This window comes from Dyadobacter sp. CY345, assembly GCF_021502725.1.
Lineage (GTDB): Bacteria > Bacteroidota > Bacteroidia > Cytophagales > Spirosomataceae > Dyadobacter.
In genome coordinates this window covers 23,280-45,283 of the sequence record NZ_JAKFFS010000001.1, presented here as the reverse complement: position 1 = coordinate 45,283, position 22,004 = coordinate 23,280, and the positions used below count along the sequence as shown (strand labels likewise).

Sequence of the window (22,004 nt, the reverse complement as noted above, 5' to 3'; positions counted from 1 at the left end):
TTAAAATTATAGTATTCAGTTAATTTAAATTGCCAGTTAATCACATTTTACAGGTTTTAATTTTAAAATATTTTATTTTTAAAGAATATTATTCTGAAATAAATTACTTTACTTTGAATATTGAATTCTTAATAATTAGCTAATCTTATTTTAATAACTACCGAAAAACAACCTGAATATTTGATTTAAATATGATTTACTACTTAAAAGACCGATTTTTAATACTGTATTACTTATAATTTTCACTCTTATTTTATTTAAATATTACAATTTAACCACTCTTAAAAATCTAACTGATGAAAAAACTTTTTACACTGAGTTTCATGTCGCTTCTAACGCTGCTGAGCTTAGCAAGTTTTGGACAGGAGCTAGCCATTAAAGGTAAGGTCACATCAAAAGGTGACGGCGGAGCTTTGCCGGGTGCAAGTGTTTTAATTAAAGGCACAAGCCGCGGAAGTACGACCAATGCAGACGGAGAATTCACAATTAACGCTGCTTCTGATGCAGTTCTGGTTGTTTCCTTTATAGGATTTAAGTCGCTTGAAGTTCCTGTTGGAGCTAAAACGACCATCGGTATATCACTGGAAGAAGACGCAACACAATTTAATGAGGTTGTAGTAACCGCACTTGGTATCGCCCGTGAGAAAAAAGCGTTGGGTTATTCAGTGCAGGAAGTGAGCGGAAAGGCTTTGACTCAGGCTCGCGAAACTAACTTAATCAATTCACTTTCAGGAAGATTAGCAGGGGTTCAGGTTACCAATTCAAACGGAGCTCCGGGTGCTTCTTCACGTATGATCATTCGTGGTGCGAGCTCAATTGGAAGCAACAACCAGCCACTTTTCGTTGTTGATGGTGTACCGATCGACAATAGCAATTTCGGTTCTGGAACCGGTGTAGATTATGGTAACGCCGCTGCTTCCATTAACCCGGACGATGTTGAGTCTATCAACGTTTTGAAAGGACCGAGTGCTGCCGCACTTTACGGTTCACGTGGAGCCAACGGTGTTGTTTTGATCACTACTAAAAGCGGAAAGGGTTCAAAAGGAGTAGGTGTTTCTTTTAATACCAATACTTCCTTTGAATCAGTTTTCCGTCAGCCGGAATGGCAAAATGAATACGGACAAGGTGCAAAAGGTCTTTTTTCATATAAAGACGGACAAGGCGGCGGCGTGAATGACGGCGTGGATGAAAGTTGGGGCCCTAGATTAGACGGAAGATTATTGCCACAGTTTGACTCACCGATTGCAGCTGACGGCACAAGAACACCTACTCCCTGGGTTGCAAATCCTGATAACGTAAACCAATTTTATCAGACTGGTAAAACATATACCAACAACATTGGCGTAACCGGTGGAAACGACAAAGCGGATTTCCGTCTGTCTTTCACTAACCTGAAACAAAACGGTATTTTACCAAACACAGATTACAAACGCCAGACGGTTTCATTAAACGCCGGCTGGAACCTTACGCCAAAACTAAACGTAAGAGCGACTGTCAATTATGTAAAAGATGGTAGCGACAACCGTAACAATTTCGGACTTTATTTTATCTGGTTCGGCCGTCAGGTTAACATGAATAACCTTACGAATTATACGAAACCAGGAAGCATTTACCAGAACAACTGGAATGATAACTATTGGACAAACCCTTATTACCTCCTAAACAACAGCACAAGAGAAAACCAGCGTGATCGTTTGTATGGAAATATTTCTGCTACTTACAAACTGACTGACTGGCTTACTTTAACAGGTCGCTCGGGTACTGACTTTTATGAAGATCGTCGTAAAACAAGAACAGCTGCACGTCAGGCAAGACTTGGAACTACGCAACTTTACGATGCATATAACGAAGAGCAGGTTTTTGTTCGGGAATCCAACTCTGATTTCTTATTGAATGCGACAAAGAAATTTGGTGAGTTTGATATTACGGCCAACATCGGCGGCAACCACCGCTCAAACTTTGCACAAAGAAATTACATGGGAGCGACCGAACTTGCGATCCCAAGAGTTTGGAACATGGGTAACTCTCGCCAGCGCCCGGTTGTAGAAAACTCTTATATCGAGAAAACGGTAAACAGTTTATATGCCTCGGCGAACTTAGGTTTCCGTAATTATTTGTTTGTTGATCTTACCGCCCGTAATGACTGGTCAAGCTCTTTGCCTGCAAACAACAGATCTTATTTCTACCCGTCAGCTGCTGTAAGTGCGATCATTTCGGATATGTTTGACATAAAATCAAGCGTTTTATCGTTCGCAAAACTGAGAGCTGGTCTTGCGCAGGTTGGTAATGATACTGATCCATATCGTTTGGCCAGTACATACAAATATGAAAACCCTTGGGGAAGCACACCAAGTTTGTCTGAAAATAATGCGCTGTTAAATGCTGAGTTAAAGCCAGAAATCACGACTTCTTATGAAATCGGTGCAGATATCAGACTTTGGCAAAACCGTGTTGGACTAGACGTTACTTATTACAGCAAATCTTCAACAGATCAGATCCTTGACGTAAACGTTTCAAATGCATCAGGATATTTATCTAAACTTTTGAACGCTGGAAAGATCACAAACAAAGGAATCGAAATCCAGTTGACGACAACGCCTGTTAAAGTTGGAAACTTCCAGTGGGATATTAATTTGAACTGGGCTCGTAACAAAAACAAAGTGGTTTCACTTGCCGACAACCTGACGACTTACCAGCTAAACACAAGCTACAACCCATTGACTCAGACGACCTCGACAAACAGTTTCCGTGGATTATCCGTTGAAGCACGCGTTGGTCAGCCATACGGTACTTTCTTCGGAAAAGGTTTCTTACGCGCTCCTGATGGACAAATTGTTTACGATGCACAAGGATATCCAATGCTTGATCCGGTTAGCCGAGTATTAGGAAACTTCACACCAGACTGGATTGGCGGTATTTCTAATATTTTTAAATACAAAAACTTCTCGCTAAGTACTTTGATCGATATCAAACATGGTGGCGATATCTTCTCGCAATCAATTAACGTTGGACGTTACACAGGTGTTTTGAAAGAAACGACGCTTGGTCGCGAAACTGGTATTGTCGGTCAGGGTGTGGTTAACACAGGTACTGCTGATGCTCCAAACTATGTTCCTAATGCGAAAAGTATTTCTTCTGAGGAATACCACCACAAATATTACTTGCTGACAAACAACGAAAACACCATTTTCGATGCGAGTTATGTAAAACTTCGCGAAGTGAAATTTACGTATATGATCTCAGGAAAAGCGATCAAAAAACTTCCATTCCGCGATATCGCAGTATCGGTTGTAGGCAGAAACCTGGCTCTTCTAAAAAGCAATCTTCCTCACATCGATCCTGAAACAAGTTATTACAACGATGGCAATTTACAAGGTATAGAAAATGGTCAGATTCCGACAACCAGATCAATCGGTTTTAACATCAGCTTCAATCTTTAAGTAATTTTCTTTAATTGATCTTATATGAAAAGTTTTAAATATTCATTCCGCTCCAAAATATTACTAGCAGCCACTTTCTTGTGTGCTTCCGCTTGCACCGGAGATTTTGATGAACTTAATACCAACCCAAACAGTGCGTCTTCCGGAACTGCTGATCTATTTATGCCACATGGAATCCAGAGTGCCGTTGATATTCAGTCGGGTGGCACATTGGGTATGGATATCGGTGAGGGATTTTCGCAGCACTGGGCTCGTATTCAATATACCGATATTGATCAGTATACAGTTTCTGCCGATGTTTACAACGCAGGATGGCAGGGACTTTACATCGAAGCGCTCGCTGACTATAACCGTATTTATAAACTTGGAGAAGAAAGCGGAAATACCAATTATCAGGCTGTTGCCGTTATTCTGCGCTCGTGGGTGTTTTCACTATTGACAGATATTTACGGAGATATTCCTTATAAAACTGCAATTCAAGGACTGGAAGGAACTTTGCTTCCAACATACGACGCTCAGAAAAATGTTTATGCAGGATTGGTAGCAGAGCTGAAAGCGGCAGGTGAATCTATCAATACAGCGAACACTTCCATGCCTGTTGGCGGCGATATTCTTTTCAACGGCGATATGGCCAAATGGAAGAAATTTGCAAACACGCTTAGCCTTCGCATTTTGAGCAGAATGATTGATAAGGCAGATGCACCGATCGATGTAAAATCTGAGATTGCCAGAATTCTGGGCGATCCTGCAAAATATCCGGTTATTACTTCTGTTTCTGAAAATATTCAGCTTAACTATCTGGACGCAACAAACAACCAGAACCCGGTTTTCGTAAATCGCAGAACACGTGATGACCACCGTGTAAGTGCCACTTTGGTGAATAAACTGGCAGCCATGAATGATGACAGACTTGCAATTTATGCGAATTTGCCAGCAGACGGCGGAACTTATAAAGGAGTGCCGAATGGCCTGGCTTCTTCTGATGCTAATGCTTTGGGTTTAACAAAAACTTCAAAAGTTGGGACTTACTTTACATCCGCTACGGCTCCTGGTGTTATTATGACTTATGCTGAATTGTTATTTCTGAAAGCTGAATTTGCCTACAAAGGCGTAACTTCGGCAGGTGATGCAGCTACGAATTATGCGGCTGGGATAACTGCTTCATTCGCACAATACAAGTTGCCGGCGCCGACTGCATACCTTGCAGCAAATGCATTGAAAAGCGGAGCAGATGGATTTACGCAGATCATGGAACAAAAGTGGATTGCTTTGTACGGCCAGGGTTTGGAAGCCTGGACAGAATATCGTCGCACTGGAATTCCGGCACTTGTAACGCCTACAAATAACACAAACCAAAATGTTCTTCCAACGCGTCTTCCTTATCCAGGTTCAGAAGAATCATTGAACTTCGCGAACTACGACGCTGCTTTGAAAAACCAGGGTGGAAAAAATGATATGAAACTTAAACTCTGGTTTGCAAAATAAACAACTGACCGAAGTACATGAACGAAAAGAGGATACCTGCCAAATGCGGGTATCCTCTTTTTTATGAAATAAAATTTAAGTTAACGTCTTAAAAGGCAATTCCCAGACCTGCTCCTAAATTTACAACACCAATAAATCTGCTTTCATTGATCCGATCACTATGATCAAAACCTTCACCTACGGCTTTTATAGCCAGATCCTTTACCTCCGCTTTTGCACCGATCACATCGCCACTAACATGAAAGAACAATGCACCTGCGATAGGAAGACGCAAACTTGCCCCTGCTCCAAAACCAATAGGATTAACAATCTTCCGATCTAAACTTACCTGAATTTCGCTGGATCCCTCCATAATTTGCCCATCGGAATTAAGCCGGCGACCTGTCAATAATACGGACGGCGTTGTAGCTTTCACAATGCCACCCTGAACGTGTGCCTCAAATTGTACCCGATTAAAATTAAGGTAAATAGCAGGACCTATTAAAGCCGCACCCAACTTCCACTTTGAAACATTGCTGTCCCAGGCGTAAGTTCTTCCCAATGCTTCAACATACGAATTGGCTTTGTCAATGATAGGGCCGGAGTTGGTCGTGTTTTGATTATAACTGCCAGATAATTTGATACCGAACCATCGCGCAATTCTGTGATCATAACTAACCTGTCCAAAATAACCCGAACCGGGCAGACCAGCAAGCGGATCATTTAACTTTTCCGTTGCAAGCTCGCCCACCGGCAAGCTGTAGCCGCCGGTTACGGAGAAAAAGTTTTTGGTATCCTGCGCCTTAACACGCTCCGTTTGAAGTATTAAGAATAGCGATGTTAACGAAACAAAGTAAAAAAGAGGCTTTATCATACGGGAGTGAATTTTATAAAAAAACTTATAATTGTGGATTTCCAATAATTCTATGAAGCTAAACATTGAACCAACGTATTTTAGTATACCATTCGTTCGATTTAGCGCATTTTAGGGTAATTTTTTCAACACAATTTAACGTCAACCTTATTAAATGGTAACATTTTGATATGGTACAAAAATGGTATTGTGTCGGCCAAACTAAATCACTACTATCATGGACAGAGGAGAAACAGACAAAGAAGCGAAAGCAACTAAAAATACCAAGAACGTTTGGAAATGGATCTTGGGAGTAGGTATTGTACTGATGTTAATTGCATTTTGGGGAGGTTTTCTGAATCACGATGAAAATTTCAGTGAAGCAGAAACACCATCTGAAAATGCCACTATGAATGCAGACACAGTAGCATCCGACACAACAATGGAAGTTCACCCGGATACCATTATGAAAAGTGTAAGAGGCACTGAATAATTAGTTCAGCGCCTCCCATAAAATCTCAATAGGGTGTTTAGCCTTACGACCGGTGCCATCTTTAATCTGGTGCCGGCAACTGGTTCCAGGTGCGGCAATAATTACATTTTCGGGTTGTTGGCGCACCGTCGGGAAAAGAACTAATTCTCCTATCTGCATTGAAACATCATAATGCTCCTCTTCATATCCAAAAGAACCAGCCATGCCGCAGCAACCGGATGGAATAAGTTGTACTTTATAATTTTCTGGAAGCGACAATGCTTTCTTCGAGGTTGTTAGTGACGATAATGCTTTCTGATGGCAATGTCCGTGAAGTTTAATCAACTGCTCATTAGTATTGAACGCTTCCTTCGTTATTCTTTTTGCATCAATCTCCCTTGATATAAATTCCTCAAACAGTAGTGCGTGTGACGCAATATTCTGTGCTTCAATTTTCAAATTTTCTGGAACGAGGTCAATATATTCGTCACGGAAAGAAAGAATTGCTGACGGCTCAATACCGATCAAAGGCGTTTTTTGAGAAATGATGTCTTTCAACAACTCAACATTTCGAATCGCTAACTTTTGCGCTTCTTTCACCAGACCTTTAGATAGATAGGACCTTCCTGACTCTTCATGTTTGGGTATGATCACTTCATATCCTAACTTTTCCAGCAGCATTACTGCCTTCTTCCCAATTTCAACATCGTTATAATTAGTGAATTCATCACAAAAAAGATAAACTTTTGAATGTGAGCCTTTACTCGAATTCTTCCTGTTATGCTTTTCCCACCAATGTTTCAGCGTGGTGTTATGAAGCAAAGGCATAGTACGATCAGGGTGAAAACCAACCATTTTGTTCGCAACTTTCCTTAAAGTAGAAGTTCCGAAAACAGCATTAAAAGCCCAGGGGGCTATCGAAGCCAGTTTCATCTGTTTGCCAAAATTAGCGATCAGATTTGTTCGCAGAGGAATAGCGTGCGTTTCGTAATATTGCTGGGTAAATTCCGCTTTCATCTTCCCAACATCAACGCTCGAAGGGCATTCAGATTTACAACCTTTGCATGAAAGACAAAGATCCAATACTTCTTTAACCATTTCCGGTGTGGTTGCACTTTCAACCTGTGCCGCTCCCGGCGTCAGATATTGTCGTAAAATATTGGCTCTCGCCCGGGTGGTATCGCGTTCACGGCGCGTTGCCATATAACTCGGGCACATTGTTCCGCCAGTCAGTTCAGTTTTGCGGCAGTCACCGGATCCACTACATTTTTCTGCCAGGCGCAACATGCTTTCATGTTTTGAAAAATCAAAGGTGGTTGCGATAGCGGGCTTTTCCTTATCCTGTTCAAACCGCAGAAATTCATTCATTGGTGGCGTATCGACGATCTTGTTCGCATTAAAAATGCCATTCGGATCCCAGATTCTTTTCACCTGCCTGAAAATCTCGTAGACTTCTTCCCCCATCATAAAGGGAATAAATTCGCCACGAAGACGGCCGTCTCCATGTTCTCCGGAAAGCGCACCCTTATATTTTTTCACAAGAACCGCAGTATCCGCCAGCACCTGCCTGAATTTCTGTTTTCCCTCGGAAGTTTTGAGATTAATCATCGGCTCGACGTGCAGCTCCCCCGCACCAGCGTGTGCATAATAAGACGCGTGCAAACCATGGCTTTCAAGTAACTGTTCAAGGTCATCAATATAAGCCGGCAAGTCCTCAACCGCAACAGCGCAATCCTCAATCAGGTTGACAGGTTGGGTATCACCAGGCAAATTTCGAATTAATCCTAAACCAGCTTTCCTGATTTCCCATGCCTTATTTGCTTCGTCACCAAATAACAGCGGATAAGCATATCCCAACTGTTCTTCAAGCAAATCCTTGACCAATGCATCCGCCTGTACTTTTACTTCATCGTCCGAATTCCCCCAAAATTCAACCATTAGCAAAGCCGCTGGATCACCTTCGAGAAAAAATCTGTTTTTGGAATAAATATGATGGCCTTTGGTAAAATCCATAATGTATCGGTCCACCAATTCTGATGCTTTCGGATTGTGTTTCATAGCGACGCGGTTTGCATGAAGCGATTCAGCAAGCGAATTGGCATGAACACAAACAACACCGACCGAAGCCGGAGGCACATCAACCAAAGCGATTTTTGCTTCGGTCACAAAACATAGAGTACCTTCCGAGCCAGCAATCAGATTACAGAGATTTACCTGGTTTTTTTCAAAATTTTCAACCAATGCATCCAGCGCATAACCCGAATTCCTGCGCGTCACTGTTGGCTTTGCAAATTGTTTTTTAATCAAATCCTGATCAACCGGATTCGAAAGTATTCCCCACATACCAGCGTAAATTGCCTGCTCACGCTTTCCCGAACCGGATTTAGCAACTTTTTTAACATAGTCATCCGTTGAAGAATTATTAAAAACGGTTTCTGTTCCATCAGACAGTAAGGCTTTCACTTCCAGCAAATGATCCCGAGTCGCTCCCCACGTTATGGAATGCAAGCCACAAGAATTATTTCCGATCATTCCGCCAATCATAGCACGACTGGCTGTTGAAGTTTCCGGACCAAAAAGTAATCCGTAAGGAGCAAGATGTTTATTTAAATCATCGCGGATCACACCAGGCTGAACCCTCACCCATTTCTCTTTTGCATTCACTTCGAGAATTGCGCCAAAGTGTTTGGAAATGTCTACAACGATACCTTTTCCAACAACCTGTCCGGCCAATGACGTACCAGCTGCCCTAGGAATCAGCGTCAGTTTTTGTTCTCCTGCAAATTTTATAAGCTTCCGGATATCCTCTACCGTTCGCGGCAAAGCAACGGCAACCGGCATTTCCTGGTATACCGAGGCATCTGTTGCATAAATGTGTCTTTGGGCGGTATGGACAGTAGAGTCGTCGTAATAAAGCTCTCCTTCAAATCCGTTTTTAAGAGAATTAAAATCTAATAAGGCAATGCGGTTCATCATTATGCAGCACTTGCAGATGCAAGTATTTTCTATTCGTTCAGAAATCCGGTTTTCTCGTTCAAAGATAACCTTACCGTATGAAAAACAGAACGATCATCCGCAGATCAAACGTATTCACGGAAAGAAATCCGATATTGGCATAATTATTTAATTATCACCTCAATAAATCTAAGCTATAATCCTTTGAATATTAATTCATTATTCGTCGAACGACTTACAAAATCATCACTGTTTACTATGAAAAAAATTACCACACTTATTTTTCTCCTTTCCAGTCTGTTATCTTTTGCACAAAAGACTTCTACCATCACGCTAACGACGGCAAAGCCCGAACAAGCCATTGTTTCGCTCGTTCTTGAAGATGTCCACTTTCACCCCAACCTGGGCATTGGCCTGGCAGACACCAAACTGGAACCTTTGGCAATGATTAATTTCCAGGAAAAAACTACTGAAAAAGTTAATGCACCTATAAGCGAACCGAAAATTCTGCGTTTACAGTATAGCGGCGGCGGAGTGAACAAAACCTGGATGTTGTTCGTGCAGCCCGGCGACGATCTGACAGCTACTTTTTCAGGAGGAGCAAACGTTGCGTTTTCAGGAAAAAATGCTAATTATCAGGACTTTTTGAGAACCTATTTTCTGGAAAACCAATATCAGTACCTGCCGGTTTTTGGTTACAAGCCATCGCAAATTGATAATAAAAGTGTCGCTCAGCAAAGTGATAGTTTACAGAAAATTCGCCAGAATGCTTATGCAACTTTTAAAACTGCAAATGCTCCGATTCCAGCCTTCGACGCTTATGTAAACGCAACGACAACGACTGAGCCTTTCGTTATTCACAGGTTATTGCAGGAAAAGATAATGCGGAAAAACAGAGCGAAAAAGCTTGAACCAGCACAGCAAAAAGAATTAGAAGATTTGACTTTGAGCAATTTCAAAATTTTACCGGACGAAGCACTATTAAGTCAGTCTTATCGTGACGAACTGAGAAACTGGGCGTTGATACCAACAACAAGAAAATTTCCTTTGGATTCAGCGACACGTTATGAATTGAGTCCGCAGGCCATAACTGACGTTTATAATTTCAGTAAAGAAAAAATGCAAAGTCATCCAAAACAACAGGAATACCTGCTGACCTATTGGCTCAATTATGCAGCAACCGCAATTCCTACCATTGAAACAAGTCAGACTTTATTGGCAGATTATAAAACTACATATCCAAAATCGGAGTATACGGATTATTTTACGAAGCTTATGGCGGCTAAGTCAAAATTGACAACCGGCTCAGCTGCTCCTGATTTCACTTTGCTAGACCGCGATAGCGCTGCCGTTTTTCTGAAACAATTGGCAGGAAAACCAACCGTAATGGTTTTTGCATTCAACATTGGCGCACACGAACCTACCATGAAAGCAATGGAAGCTAAATATGCTGATAAAGTAAATTTTGCCTATATCACGATGATTTCGGGGATGCCTTTTCAAAGCTGGAAGCCTTACACGCAGGCTAGAAATGGTGTAAAACATTTATGGGCGTCAGACGAAAGCACCGAGTTACTGAAACAAAATTACGCAGTTGATATCCGTTATCCTTTTGTAGTATTGGATGCCTCCGGAAAAATTGTTGATCGATGGATACCTCAGGAATTTCCCAATAATAAAACTTTGGAGAAAGATATTATAAAGGCAATAGGTAAGTAACTGACTGAATCTTTCCGTATTCCTTATTCCAATCATTGAAAAAATCTGCAAAGTAAATTGTCAAAATTCACCTTGCAGATTTTTTTATTACCGGATGTTTCCAGAATTCAAATATAGTTTTGCAGAGAATATGATTAAATGAATATTCTACAGCTAACTATTAAGATTTATGAAATTTATAAAGTATTACTTAACACTATTTTCTTTTCTACACGCTTCTCTAATCTTCGCTCAGATATCTCCTCCCGGAATGGATGGAACCAAGGCAGTTTCCTGGGGAGTTGTTGGTTTTAGCCAGGTCCTCAATAAAAAGCTAAACCTGACAGTTTACGGCGGCGCAGCCAGAATGAGCAATCCTGATAGCTGGTCTCTTGCCGAAAAACAGGGTATTGCAGTTTACAACCAGGAATTACTTTACAAATTCAGTAAAAAATGGCAGGTCTCTTTTGCAAACAGCTTCCGTTTGCAGAACCTATATTCGGAAGAGTCTCCTTATGAAGCAAAAGATCCTTCTTACCGTTATGAATTGAGATATTATGGACGGCTTTATTACCGGCAGCAATTTAGAAAAGTAGCACTTAATTATGCATTTCGGCCGGAAGCAAGAACTTTTTATTCTTCTGACTGGGATCCGTCTTCCCACCCGTTTGAACTTCGTATCCGCTTGAAAGCCACGGCAAGTATTCCTTTAAATCAGGACAAGACGAATATCATTATTGGAGGAAACGAAATTTTGACTGCTGTGGACGAATATCAATCGAGCATTCCCTCTGACCGCCATCATACGTGGTCAAATTATCATTTTACGGAAGATCGGTTTACTGCCTATTTTCGTCACGTTTTCAAGAAAGCGGATATGATCGTAAATTTAGGTATAATGGAACAATTCAAAGCTGGCGGTCATATGGATCCTGTTTCCTATGCCTGTTTTGATGTAATATTCCAGAATCCATTTTCCAGACATATTAATTAGATCAGTAAATAAAAAGAAGTCACAGCGAATGGTGCTGTAACTTCTTCATGCATACTTATCAACCTAAAAACTACTGCTTTCTGCTATAAGTGTCAAGCGTCGCTTCCGGGAAAGTTCTCAAAATATCTGCCATGGTGTTTTTTACCATCGTTTCGCGATCATCCTTTTTAGAAGGTGCTTTTACCTTACCGGATGCCCATCCCTGCCAGATCATTCTGTCGCTGTTTCTTTGGTAGATATTCAGAATAAATCTGCTTTCCTGGTAGTTGTAAGTAGAGATATTGTTTCCACCTCCATACCACCACATATATGGCGAATACATATTATTAGAGCGCACTTGCTGGCGTTCTTTCACGTCAGTCATAAACCGAACAACGATTTCAGGATTATTATCCAGTTTATAACCTTTCGCCTGCATCACTTCAACTACCGCATCTTTCAATCTTCTTTTATTCAGCTCACTTCCCAACAATGGATCCTGTTCGTTTTTGCTTTCAGGTTCTACGTTAAAGGTTTTGAACTGTTTTAAATTTACGGATGAGTCATAATCATAACTCGTTTGAAGTGCCTGACTACATGCTATCATTAACGCCCCCGCCACAACCATCATCACGATGGATTTTGTCACTTTCACTATCCTTTTCATACTGTTGATAAATTTTTAGTTTACGGTATATCTGACAACATTTATAAGGGAAGGTTTAATTCCTGCTTTCAGATATCTATTAAACTAAAAAATGCCTTCAATTAATATATTGGGATAAAAATTTCATTTGTTATAACTTCGAGCCGGCATTGAGATGGCTGGTATTATGAATAATATCGTCATCCATACTTCAACAAAAAAGCCCTGAAAGGGCGGCATATCTTTGCGCCCTACTGACTTGACCAACCTAACTGAGTTGACTATCATTCCCAGACATAACGCTCATCGTATTCAACATTATATTTTTTCAAAAATCCGAGATACTCCGTCTGAAAGGTATTATTTTCATGATGCATCTTTTGATTTTCAATGTACTTGATCACAACATCCAGCTCATAAGGATTAACTGAAAATATTCCGTACCCATCCTGCCAGTAAAAATTAGCATAGTCGGGGCCTTGTGTCTTGATCCATTTCGAAGAAGATTTCTTAACTTCTTCAAGCAGTTTCATCACTGCAATCTTTCTGGATAAAACGCAGAGAATATGGACATGATCAACATAACCTCCCACCTTGATAGGTAGACAGTCGAATTTCTTGCAAATCCCGCCCAGGTAGCGGTGAAGTTCAGCCTCGATTTTATCGTCAATCAGCGGCTGACGGTATTTGGTACTGAACACGATGTGTGTACAGATTTTTGATAATGATTGCGGCATTTTTGTTTTTGCCCGGAGGCTTATAGTGTGTGTAAAAAATAGGGTGATACCCTATCTTGAAATATTATGCCCTTTCAGGGCGTCGCACAAAACACCACCCTGAAAGGGTTATTATCTTAGCATAGGGCACCGCCCTATGTTTTCGATAACGACGCCGAATGTTTCACGAAATCATCCCTCCCATTGAACCCCGGTATCCTTCCAGCTCTTCGAATTAGCCGAATCCAGCACAGCCTCACAAACCTTCTGCGTTTCCAAAGCATCTTTAAAAGTCGGACTGCAATCCTTTCCGGTTTGCAAACTTTCAAAGAAATCAGCTGCCTGATGGATAAATGAATGCTCGTAACCAATACTGGTTCCTGGAATCCACCATCTTTTCATATAAGGCTGATCAGAGTCCGTAACAAGAATAGATCTCCAACCACGAACTACCGAATCATCCGAATGATCGAAATATTCCAGACGGTTCAGATCGTGTAAATCCCAGCGGATGGACGCATGTTCGCCATTAATCTCAAAAGTGTATAGCGCTTTGTGTCCACGGGCATAACGCGTAGATTCAAAAAGCCCCAAAGAGCCATTATCAAAATGACAATGAAAAATACAAGCATCATCAATTCCAACTTTTTGAACCTGTCCGCTCTCCTGATGCACACGCTCTTTGATAAAAGTCTCTGTGACAGCAGAAACGTCTTTTATTCCACCATTAATCCACATGGCTGTATCAATACAATGGGCCAGCAAATCGCCAGTAACACCCGAACCGGCAGCTTCGGCATCAAGCCTCCATGTCGCAGCGCCACCTTGTGGCACATCCGGATTAATCGTCCAGTCCTGCAAGAAATTTGCCCGGTAATGAAAAATCCGTCCCAGTTTACCAGAATCAACGATCTGTTTCGCCAGAGTCACAGCAGGTACGCGGCGGTAGTTATACCAGACCGTATTTTTTACCCCGGCTTTTTCGATGGCATCCACCATTGTTTGTGCCTCAGCCAAAGTTCTTGCCAAAGGTTTTTCACATAGAATCATCTTACCTGCTGCCGCAGCGGCGATAGCGATTTCGGCATGCGTATCGTTTGGCGTACAAATGTCGATTGCATCGATATCTTCCCGAGCGACTAAAACTTTCCAATCTGTTTCAATGGATTCATACCCCCATTGATCAGCGAACTCCTGCACTTTTTGCGCATTCCGGGAACAAACTGCTTTTAAGACCGGGGTATATTCCAGCTCAGGAAAAAAGTTATCAATTCTGTTATATCCATTAGAATGCGTGCGGCCCATCAAACCGGTACCGATCAATCCAATTCTAAGTTCTTTCTTTCTTGACATAATGTAAAATGCTTTTGGTTCAATTTGACTTTACAACTCCTAAGCCTCATACCAGCCATGCGCCTGACGCACCCGTACCATTGCAGCGAGGATATCATTCCAGGTTTGCTGATCTGTCATGACCGAATTTGGGAACATACATCCATCCCAGCAGATATGGCGGAACGCTTTGGTTAGTTCCCCATTTTCATGACGAAGCCAGTAACCAGCATCATGCGTAATATCAAGTTTTCCGTTCGGATCGGTTGCCAAACAATGACGGCCTGTTTTATCATGGGAACCAGTTCCATGAACTGTTCCATCATTTTGAGCTACATGGAAATCGATTGTCCAGGGACGCAGAGCACTTGTCATTTTTTTCAAACCTTCTTCCAAAGCAGCACGATCGTCCCATTCAAAATCGACCGGGAGAACGCGGTCTTCGGGTCGGTTATATCCTAACAAATAAAGAAATGTGTGAGACATGTCTGCCTGAAAACCAATATTCGGACGATTCACCTGTTCCAACGTATCGATCATTGTTTTCCAACTTTGCATACCTCCCCAGCATATTTCTCCTTCTGCTGCAAGTTTTTCGTCATATTCTGCCGCCACATCACAGGCTCTTCTGAAAGTTTCAGCGATCAGTTTTGTATTATTAACAGGATCCAAAGCCCAATCCTCGGGCTTGCTTGACGAGTCGATACGAATAATTCCATTTGGACGAATACCTAACTTTCTAAGTTTCTGACCAAAAATGGAGGCCTTTTTTACCTGATTGACAAACTCATCACGGGCATCTTTGCTTCCCATCGCAGAACCACTCCAGATCGGAGCAACCAGACTGCCAATTTCGAGATTCAGCCCGCCAATTTTATCGACCAGTTTTTTGATACCCTCATCGCTCATATCCAAATCAATATGAGGATCGAACAGGCCTAAATCAACGCCGTCAAACTTAATGCCGTTCACCTCCGCTGCGGCAGTTTTTTCGAGCATTGTATCAAAAGAAATAACCGGCTCTGAATCAGAACCTTTTCCTACAATACCAGGCCATGTGGCATTGTGGAGTTTGGGATAATTATTTTCTGGCATGGTTTAGTAGCATTTAGCTGTTAGCTGTAAGCTATCAGCTTTGTTTGGTTAGGAAAACAACTAGATACATAAAACTTGATATTGCTTATGTAAACATTGACTTTCGGCAGCGGTGAAAAGCCGATAGCTGACTGCCGATGGCCGACAGCTTACAATACCAGATCCGGGTTCATCGGACCAAAATGTTTCAAAATTACAATCGGATCATTAGCCGAAGGATTGCTAATTAAAACACCTTCCTGTGCCGCTTTTTCACTTACGAAAAATTCGTCGTAAGTCAATTGCCCGTAGCGGATCAAAGCGGGCGTTTCGATATCCCACGTACCTAATTTTCCATGGCCCTGCATCACGATCAGTCCATAAGCGGCTGCATCTTTGATGGTTACGGTTTGTCCTGGAAAAACGGTAAGCTCCTTGGCACTATAAGCCTCGTTTTTATAACAAATCCAGTTTTCGCTATATCCTTCTGCTGCCATCTCGTCGACATTTTTTACCGGTTTAGGACGCATGAAGTGCTTTTCCATTAAGTTAGGATTCACATTCAAATCCCAGTCGATCACTTCCATTAACAAGTCGTAATCACCAATTCTGTCTTTCGGAGTTCCCTTCCAAAGCAATTCCTCCGGAATAACCGCCTCATTGACAAGCGATTGATACATTGCAAAAATATCCGATGCTTTTTGAGGCTCATAAGTACACAAACTGCCGGGCGCATGCAGCATTCCAGGAGGAACATCCCACCCTGTTCCAGGCTCCAGACGAAACGCCTGCGAGTAGTTGGTAATCTTATTATCACCCTTGGTAAAGTTCATCAGACACTCCTTTATCTGTTCCTTCGAGGTGCCGGGAGCTATACCAATGAATGTGTATGGAAAATCGCCGCCGTGGTTATTAAGTTGCGGAGGGAAATAATATGCTTCCGGCTTTCCGTTCTGACCAACCATAGCAGCGTGCTCATCTCTGTGGTGAATATGGTGAGGCAATGGACCCATATTATCAAAAAACTTGGAATACATTGGCCAGCTTTTGTATTCATCCCAAAGTCTGTCACCGATAATTTCACCTTTCAGCTCATTTACCGCGTCCTTCAGTGTGACTTTTTGAACACCTGACTCATCTTCAAAAACGATTTGACTCAAACCCTCATTTTCGCCGGTAAGCGGACCGTTTTCTGCCGGAGTAGTCGAAGACAGCCAGCGTTCATCAATCCCGCCGCGCTCTCCGCCTAGAACATAATAATCATCCGGATGCAATTTTATTCTGCGGCCGGGTACACAAAATGACCTCGGCACCCATGTCGGAGCCAAACGCAATATTCCTTTTCCCTGCTCTAATGCTTTTTCAGCTATACTTGAAAGTCCCATTGTTTGATATTGAAAATTTGGTTTAGTTATAATCTATTAAAAACTCTTTAATCGTTTCTATATCGTGTAAAACATCCAGTTCGAGCTCATAAATTCTACTTTCTCCCGGTTCAATAAAGATAAGCGTTCCATCTTCCCTGGCTTTTGCCTGCCCTGTCAACGGATGTGTACTTGGCTCCAGACCTGTTACATATTCGCCTTTTCCCCAATGCTGCCAGTTGGCAAACCAGGGCAATTGGTCCTTATTAAATTTTAATGTAACAGCCAGACCAATCTTTGGATTGGAGATCCCGCATACACTTTGTCCGAAAATGTCCGCTTCAATATCAACCAGCACAACCTCTTCGCCTCCACCTGAATGCTCATCCAACGGTGCCTGACATTTCTTAAAATCGTTACCTTCCTTAAATATTTTTGCATTTTCCTCACCATTTCTCGGCGACCATTTTCCTTTCCATAAAATATCAGCTCCTTCATCAGCAAGCGGCCAGCCGAAATTGAAATGATATAACAGAAGATGGGGAGATGGTGTGTTACTTTTATTAATTACCTCATCGTGAATATGTATTGTAGCCTTACCAAGCGTAGCAGATATTGTCCGCCTAAGTTCCAGGCTTGGGCCAAATGGTTTTGTTTCCCGGATTATGCCGGTAATACTCATTTCCAAATTTCCTCTCTTGGGATCCGGCTGAATGATGGATACAATTTCTGCTGGTGAATTACTAATCTGCCCGTGTAGACCTCTGTCGCCAAATTCATCAGATTCCGGTCCGCCCACATGTGTTAAGCCACAGGTTGTAAGCAATCCGCCTCCAAAAGTTCTGAGCCAGTCAATTCCTTTGTCAGAAAACGGCTGTGGATAGGTTATACCTCCGTGACTTATCCAGGCAAGACTGTGCTGATTAAAAAACGCGTCGGCAATATCCATAGCACGGTCAATCACAACTTTAAAGCGCAGGCCAGTTCCTGTATTAATCCATGCAATCCTCGTTCCCCGCCCGGCACCGTTATCGATCACAGAAGTTTCAATTCCACCCAATTGTGTGTGATTAGATATCTTATCCTTCCAGTCTTGGTTTACATTAACGGAATCCTTCATTTCTTTTTATTAATTAAAAATATTATCCTAATTAAAATAGGCAATATCACGCCTGATTTAATCTGACTTACTATTTAGAAACAACCTTAATGAGCCAGCAACCAGTTTCTGATTCTTGGATTAAAGTCTGCTGTATCTTCAAAATGAAATGCATGACCCAGGTTATCGTATAAATAAAGTTCTGATCCTGGAATTCCGTTTGCGACTTCCTCGGCCATCCAGACGGGTGTAAAAATGTCCTGTCTGCCGCCAATGACTAATGTTGGTTTTTCAATTTTATGAAGATCGGCCAGGGCATTGTGCGAAATGCAAGCCGCAGCCTGACCTTCCAGTCCATGAAGTGGTTGTGGGAAAGGATTGGCACCATCCTGTTTCCTTCCAGTCGCAAGTTCTTCATGTTTTTCAGCATCGTCCCAGCTTGATTTAGAGAAAATAAGCAGCTGAATGTATAAGCTGAACTCCTCCGGCCGGAACCGTGCCTTACAGTTCATGATATGCTGAAACAGTGATTTTGCATAATGATCACATCTCGCCCAGGGACACATTAGTACCAACGAATGCACCTTATCCGGATGCCGGATTGCTAATTGCTGAGCGATTGTGCTCCCCATGGAACAACCTACAACCCTGACTTTATCAATTTGAATTGCATCTAGTAATCCTGCATAATCGTCCGCCATTTGTTCAGATGAATAAGTCCCGGCCGGTTTATCAGATAAACCTACACCGCGATTATCGCCGATGATACATCTGAAATGATACTGCCAGTCTGCCAAATGAACATTCCACACAGAGCCGGGAGCCGTTATTCCCATGATCAACAACAATGGCACGTCATCAGGAGTAGCTCCGGATCCGCGCTCTTCATAATGCAGATGAATTCCATTGGTTTTTACTGTTGGCATTTTTTTGGCTGTTAGCGTTTAGTTGTTGGCTGTTAGCGATTGAAAATTGATACTACTTAAATGTATTTTGTACGCTTTGTTGCAAACGGAAATCACAAACTTGTGCGATATAGAAAGGCTAAAAGCTAATCCCTCATAGCCTGAAAGCTTATCTCTACCGAAGTCCTTGTATCAACTCTTCCTGTATCCACTTACCATCGTGTAATGTTACAAAGTCAGGATCTTCCAATGCTTCCGCCCCTTCGTCCTCACAGATTATCCATCCATTATAATTTATATCTTTCAGCCACTGTGTTACACCCACAAGATCTACTTTTCCTTTTCCCATCAAAGTAAATTCCGGGTTTCCATCCCAATCTTTAAAATGCACGTGGTTGATAAGCGACTGATATTCTTTCATTTTTTCCAGCGGGTCCATACCGCCGTTTATAATATGCCCAACATCCGGCGTCCATCCTGTAACGGACGAATCCAAAGATTCCAGTACAATTTTGTAATCCTCAGCTGTTCGGATGATGGAGGTATGCGGTGAGTTTGGGTGATAGCTGCAAGGCACTCCTTTCTCAGCCGCTCTCGCTGAAACCCGATTGACTATGTTGATTAAGTTTTGTTGCCTCTCCGAAAGATTATGCCTGCCGGTGGGTATTTGCACTGTATTCAAAACCGCTCCCGGAAATTTTTGCAATACGCTTATGGCATGATCCGCTACTTCTCTTTCACGCTCTGTTTCTTCTGCTTCATTCCAGTCTAAGGCAAGTGCCAGTGCAGCTAATTCGATTCCTTGTTCTTTTAATTTTGCTTCCAGAAGGCTTGGGTCAATCAAATCTCCCATCCAGGTAAATATGGGTTGGATTCCTGTAAAACCAGCTTTTGATATAACTTCAATCATATGTCCAAGACGCCCCTGATGGGTTTGTCCGTTGTTACTCATAAACCAGGTGTAGACTTCTGAACCGAAACGGAATGGGAGTTTTTCTGACATTGTTTCTAATCTTTTGATGATGTGGTTTAGGTATTCCCGTTACCATAAGCCCCAGGGCGTTGCCCTGGGCTAAGATAGTAAGTCCTTCGGACTGGGTTTTCGCATTATAAGTTGTGTTTTTCGCTCATTTCTTTAATGAAATTGTAACCTTTTTCAGCGATATCCCATGGGTCTGAAAATTCACGCCAGACGCCAATTGCGTTCGCAAAATCGGGATCGTTTCTTGAAAAAGCTTCGATTGTGAGCCAGCCTTGATAATTTATTTTTGCAAGAGAGGAAAACGCGTCATCCCATAAAACCTGTCCTTCTCCCGGCGTCCCCCGATCATTTTCGCTGATATGCACATGAGCCAGAAAAGGAGCAATCGTATCCAGTGCCGACGCATATTTCTTTTCCTCAATATTAGAATGATGGGTGTCAAACATTGCTCTGACGTTTGGATGATCCGCTGCCTTAACGAGTTTCACTAGTTGCTCCATCGTGTTGCATAAATAACATTCAAAACGATTGAGCGCTTCCAATGCAAAAACGATGTTGGCTTGCGCCGCATATTCTGCACCAGCATTCAGTACTTCGCCTGCCAACGCATATTCCCTATCAATAGCCGGCCGGTTTACAAAAACCGTATGAGCCGAGTGAAAAGGGCCGCAAATAATTTTAGCATTCAAATCGTGCGCGCGATCAACTCCCCATTTAATTTTATCCAGTGCCTTTTCGCGGACCGCAACCGACTCGCTAACAGGATTATCATCAACGCCCACAGTCATCACAGCTGTCGTTTCCAGACCAAGATCGCGGGTATAATCACCCATTCTTTTGTAAGCTTCCGTATCAGGTGCACCAAGATAAAATTCCACTCCGTCGTAACCGATCTTCTTCAATCTGTCAATGACCGGAAATAAATCGTCAGACACCGCTGCCGTCCAGGCAAGCACATTAAATCCTATTTTATTCATAAATTTTTAGCTATTGGCAACTAGCAGAGAATAAATAGTCACCTGCTATTTAAATCTAGACCATTATTGCTTGATTCGAATGTCCTTATATTCAACTCTCATCGGCGGACCAACGTGTACCTGCACGCCCAAAAGTCCTTTTGATTTGCCATTCACAGTATCTTTATCCGTTACATCGCTCATCAAAACGCCGTTTATATAATGCTGCAAACGGTTCCCTTTTACTACCAGATGAAATTCATTCCATTCTTCGCCTTTAATTTTGGTTTTTAACTCATCGGAAGTTCCCAGAGAACCTGTTACAGTTCTGCCAAGCCAGGCGTTATTTTTAAGATTTGCCTTAAATGCTTCCGGAGATTTATCCGTCGGCTCGTTTATGGTAACAATTTCACCCCGATATGCTAACGTCGTTCTTTTTCTCTCCTCATAATTCTGTCCTGTATAACGGTTTGCTCCGTCGATATCTGCCTGGTAACCTCTCAACGCATTAGGAACGTCCGTTAACTGATCGCTGCGGTAATTAATTCCGGAATTCCCTTTTTCTGTTATCTTAAATGATCCTTTCAATTCAAAATCACCAGGTTCGCCGCCTTTCCAGATAATAAATGAATTTGTTTTCAACAGAGTTTCCGGAGTAATCTCCCCTACCAGATTTCCATTTTCCACCCGCCAGTACTTCGTATCGCCTTCCCAGCCTTTCAAAGACTTACCATCAAAAATCTGCACGAATCCTTTTTCTTTCTTTTGGGCAAGGCATGAACTCTGGCCTGAAAGCAGGGTTATTACAAGGATCGCAGCTGCGGCGATATTCAATTTGGAACTCATTTTAGACAACATTTTATACGTTTTTAGACTTCTGAATGAATTAATACCCTTACGCCTTCTTTCTTACAAGACGTATTTTAACGATAATACTCTTTAAAAAGAAGAAAATAATATCCAAAAATTCCTAAAATTATTGACCACACTATCCTGTACTAGCCTGCTTTGTTATATTTAAAACTTATCAAAGTGTTTATTAAGATACTTTGTGTGAAGTATACTTCCACTTAAA

The 22,004-nt window shown here is 42.0% G+C and carries 17 protein-coding genes; 5 read left to right on the top strand and 12 right to left on the bottom strand.

Annotated features, from left to right (window positions below; genetic code table 11):
* Positions 1-296: 296 nt before the first annotated feature.
* Both L0657_RS00195 and L0657_RS00190 read left to right on the top strand, forming a co-directional pair.
* Positions 297-3,440: a SusC/RagA family TonB-linked outer membrane protein gene (locus L0657_RS00195; protein ID WP_235148307.1), complete on the top strand. Its 3,144-nt coding sequence runs from the start codon at positions 297-299 to the stop codon at positions 3,438-3,440.
* A gap of 24 nt (positions 3,441-3,464) precedes the next feature.
* Positions 3,465-4,925, top strand: coding sequence for a SusD/RagB family nutrient-binding outer membrane lipoprotein (locus L0657_RS00190; protein ID WP_235148306.1), 1,461 nt, complete (start codon positions 3,465-3,467; stop codon positions 4,923-4,925).
* A gap of 88 nt (positions 4,926-5,013) precedes the next feature.
* On the opposite strand, the gene L0657_RS00185 is transcribed toward L0657_RS00190, so the two are convergent.
* The gene (locus L0657_RS00185) at positions 5,014-5,778 is read right to left on the bottom strand and encodes a hypothetical protein (protein ID WP_235148305.1); all 765 of its coding nucleotides are present in this window, start codon (positions 5,776-5,778) and stop codon (positions 5,014-5,016) included.
* Positions 5,779-5,995: 217 nt separating this feature from the next.
* Between L0657_RS00185 and L0657_RS00180 the strand changes: the two genes are divergently transcribed.
* A complete protein-coding gene (locus tag L0657_RS00180; RefSeq protein WP_235148304.1) occupies positions 5,996-6,250 on the top strand; it encodes a hypothetical protein in 255 nt (84 codons plus the stop codon).
* Here L0657_RS00180 and L0657_RS00175 read toward each other — a convergent pair whose 3' ends face one another.
* A complete protein-coding gene (locus L0657_RS00175; RefSeq protein WP_235150407.1) occupies positions 6,251-9,202 on the bottom strand; it encodes an FAD-binding and (Fe-S)-binding domain-containing protein in 2,952 nt (983 codons plus the stop codon).
* A 240-nt stretch (positions 9,203-9,442) separates the two neighbouring features.
* Between L0657_RS00175 and L0657_RS00170 the strand changes: the two genes are divergently transcribed.
* The gene (locus L0657_RS00170; RefSeq protein ID WP_235148303.1) at positions 9,443-10,903 is read left to right on the top strand and encodes a hypothetical protein; all 1,461 of its coding nucleotides are present in this window, start codon (positions 9,443-9,445) and stop codon (positions 10,901-10,903) included.
* A 169-nt stretch (positions 10,904-11,072) separates the two neighbouring features.
* Positions 11,073-11,876: a DUF2490 domain-containing protein gene (locus tag L0657_RS00165; protein WP_235148302.1), complete on the top strand. Its 804-nt coding sequence runs from the start codon at positions 11,073-11,075 to the stop codon at positions 11,874-11,876.
* A 70-nt stretch (positions 11,877-11,946) separates the two neighbouring features.
* Here the strand turns inward: L0657_RS00165 and L0657_RS00160 are convergent, their stop codons facing one another.
* From L0657_RS00160 to L0657_RS00115, 10 genes are all read right to left on the bottom strand, one after another.
* A complete protein-coding gene (locus L0657_RS00160; protein ID WP_235148301.1) occupies positions 11,947-12,522 on the bottom strand; it encodes a DUF4136 domain-containing protein in 576 nt (191 codons plus the stop codon).
* A gap of 263 nt (positions 12,523-12,785) precedes the next feature.
* Positions 12,786-13,238: an IS200/IS605 family transposase gene (gene tnpA, locus L0657_RS00155; protein WP_235148300.1), complete on the bottom strand. Its 453-nt coding sequence runs from the start codon at positions 13,236-13,238 to the stop codon at positions 12,786-12,788.
* A gap of 171 nt (positions 13,239-13,409) precedes the next feature.
* A complete protein-coding gene (locus tag L0657_RS00150; RefSeq protein ID WP_235148299.1) occupies positions 13,410-14,570 on the bottom strand; it encodes a Gfo/Idh/MocA family protein in 1,161 nt (386 codons plus the stop codon).
* A gap of 39 nt (positions 14,571-14,609) precedes the next feature.
* Positions 14,610-15,644: a sugar phosphate isomerase/epimerase gene (locus tag L0657_RS00145; protein WP_235148298.1), complete on the bottom strand. Its 1,035-nt coding sequence runs from the start codon at positions 15,642-15,644 to the stop codon at positions 14,610-14,612.
* 149 nt (positions 15,645-15,793) lie between these two features.
* The gene (locus L0657_RS00140) at positions 15,794-17,008 is read right to left on the bottom strand and encodes a class I mannose-6-phosphate isomerase (RefSeq protein ID WP_235148297.1); all 1,215 of its coding nucleotides are present in this window, start codon (positions 17,006-17,008) and stop codon (positions 15,794-15,796) included.
* 22 nt (positions 17,009-17,030) lie between these two features.
* Positions 17,031-18,107, bottom strand: coding sequence for an aldose 1-epimerase family protein (locus L0657_RS00135; protein ID WP_235148296.1), 1,077 nt, complete (start codon positions 18,105-18,107; stop codon positions 17,031-17,033).
* Between the two features lie 86 nt (positions 18,108-18,193).
* The gene (locus L0657_RS00130; protein ID WP_235148295.1) at positions 18,194-19,012 is read right to left on the bottom strand and encodes an alpha/beta fold hydrolase; all 819 of its coding nucleotides are present in this window, start codon (positions 19,010-19,012) and stop codon (positions 18,194-18,196) included.
* A 154-nt stretch (positions 19,013-19,166) separates the two neighbouring features.
* On the bottom strand, positions 19,167-19,994 hold the full coding sequence (locus L0657_RS00125) for a sugar phosphate isomerase/epimerase (protein WP_235148294.1): 828 nt from the start codon (positions 19,992-19,994) through the stop codon (positions 19,167-19,169).
* A gap of 104 nt (positions 19,995-20,098) precedes the next feature.
* Complete coding sequence (locus tag L0657_RS00120) at positions 20,099-20,950, bottom strand: sugar phosphate isomerase/epimerase (RefSeq protein ID WP_235148293.1); 852 nt, start codon at positions 20,948-20,950, stop codon at positions 20,099-20,101.
* Positions 20,951-21,013: 63 nt separating this feature from the next.
* On the bottom strand, positions 21,014-21,775 hold the full coding sequence (locus L0657_RS00115) for a DUF1080 domain-containing protein (RefSeq protein WP_235148292.1): 762 nt from the start codon (positions 21,773-21,775) through the stop codon (positions 21,014-21,016).
* Positions 21,776-22,004: the final 229 nt, after the last annotated feature.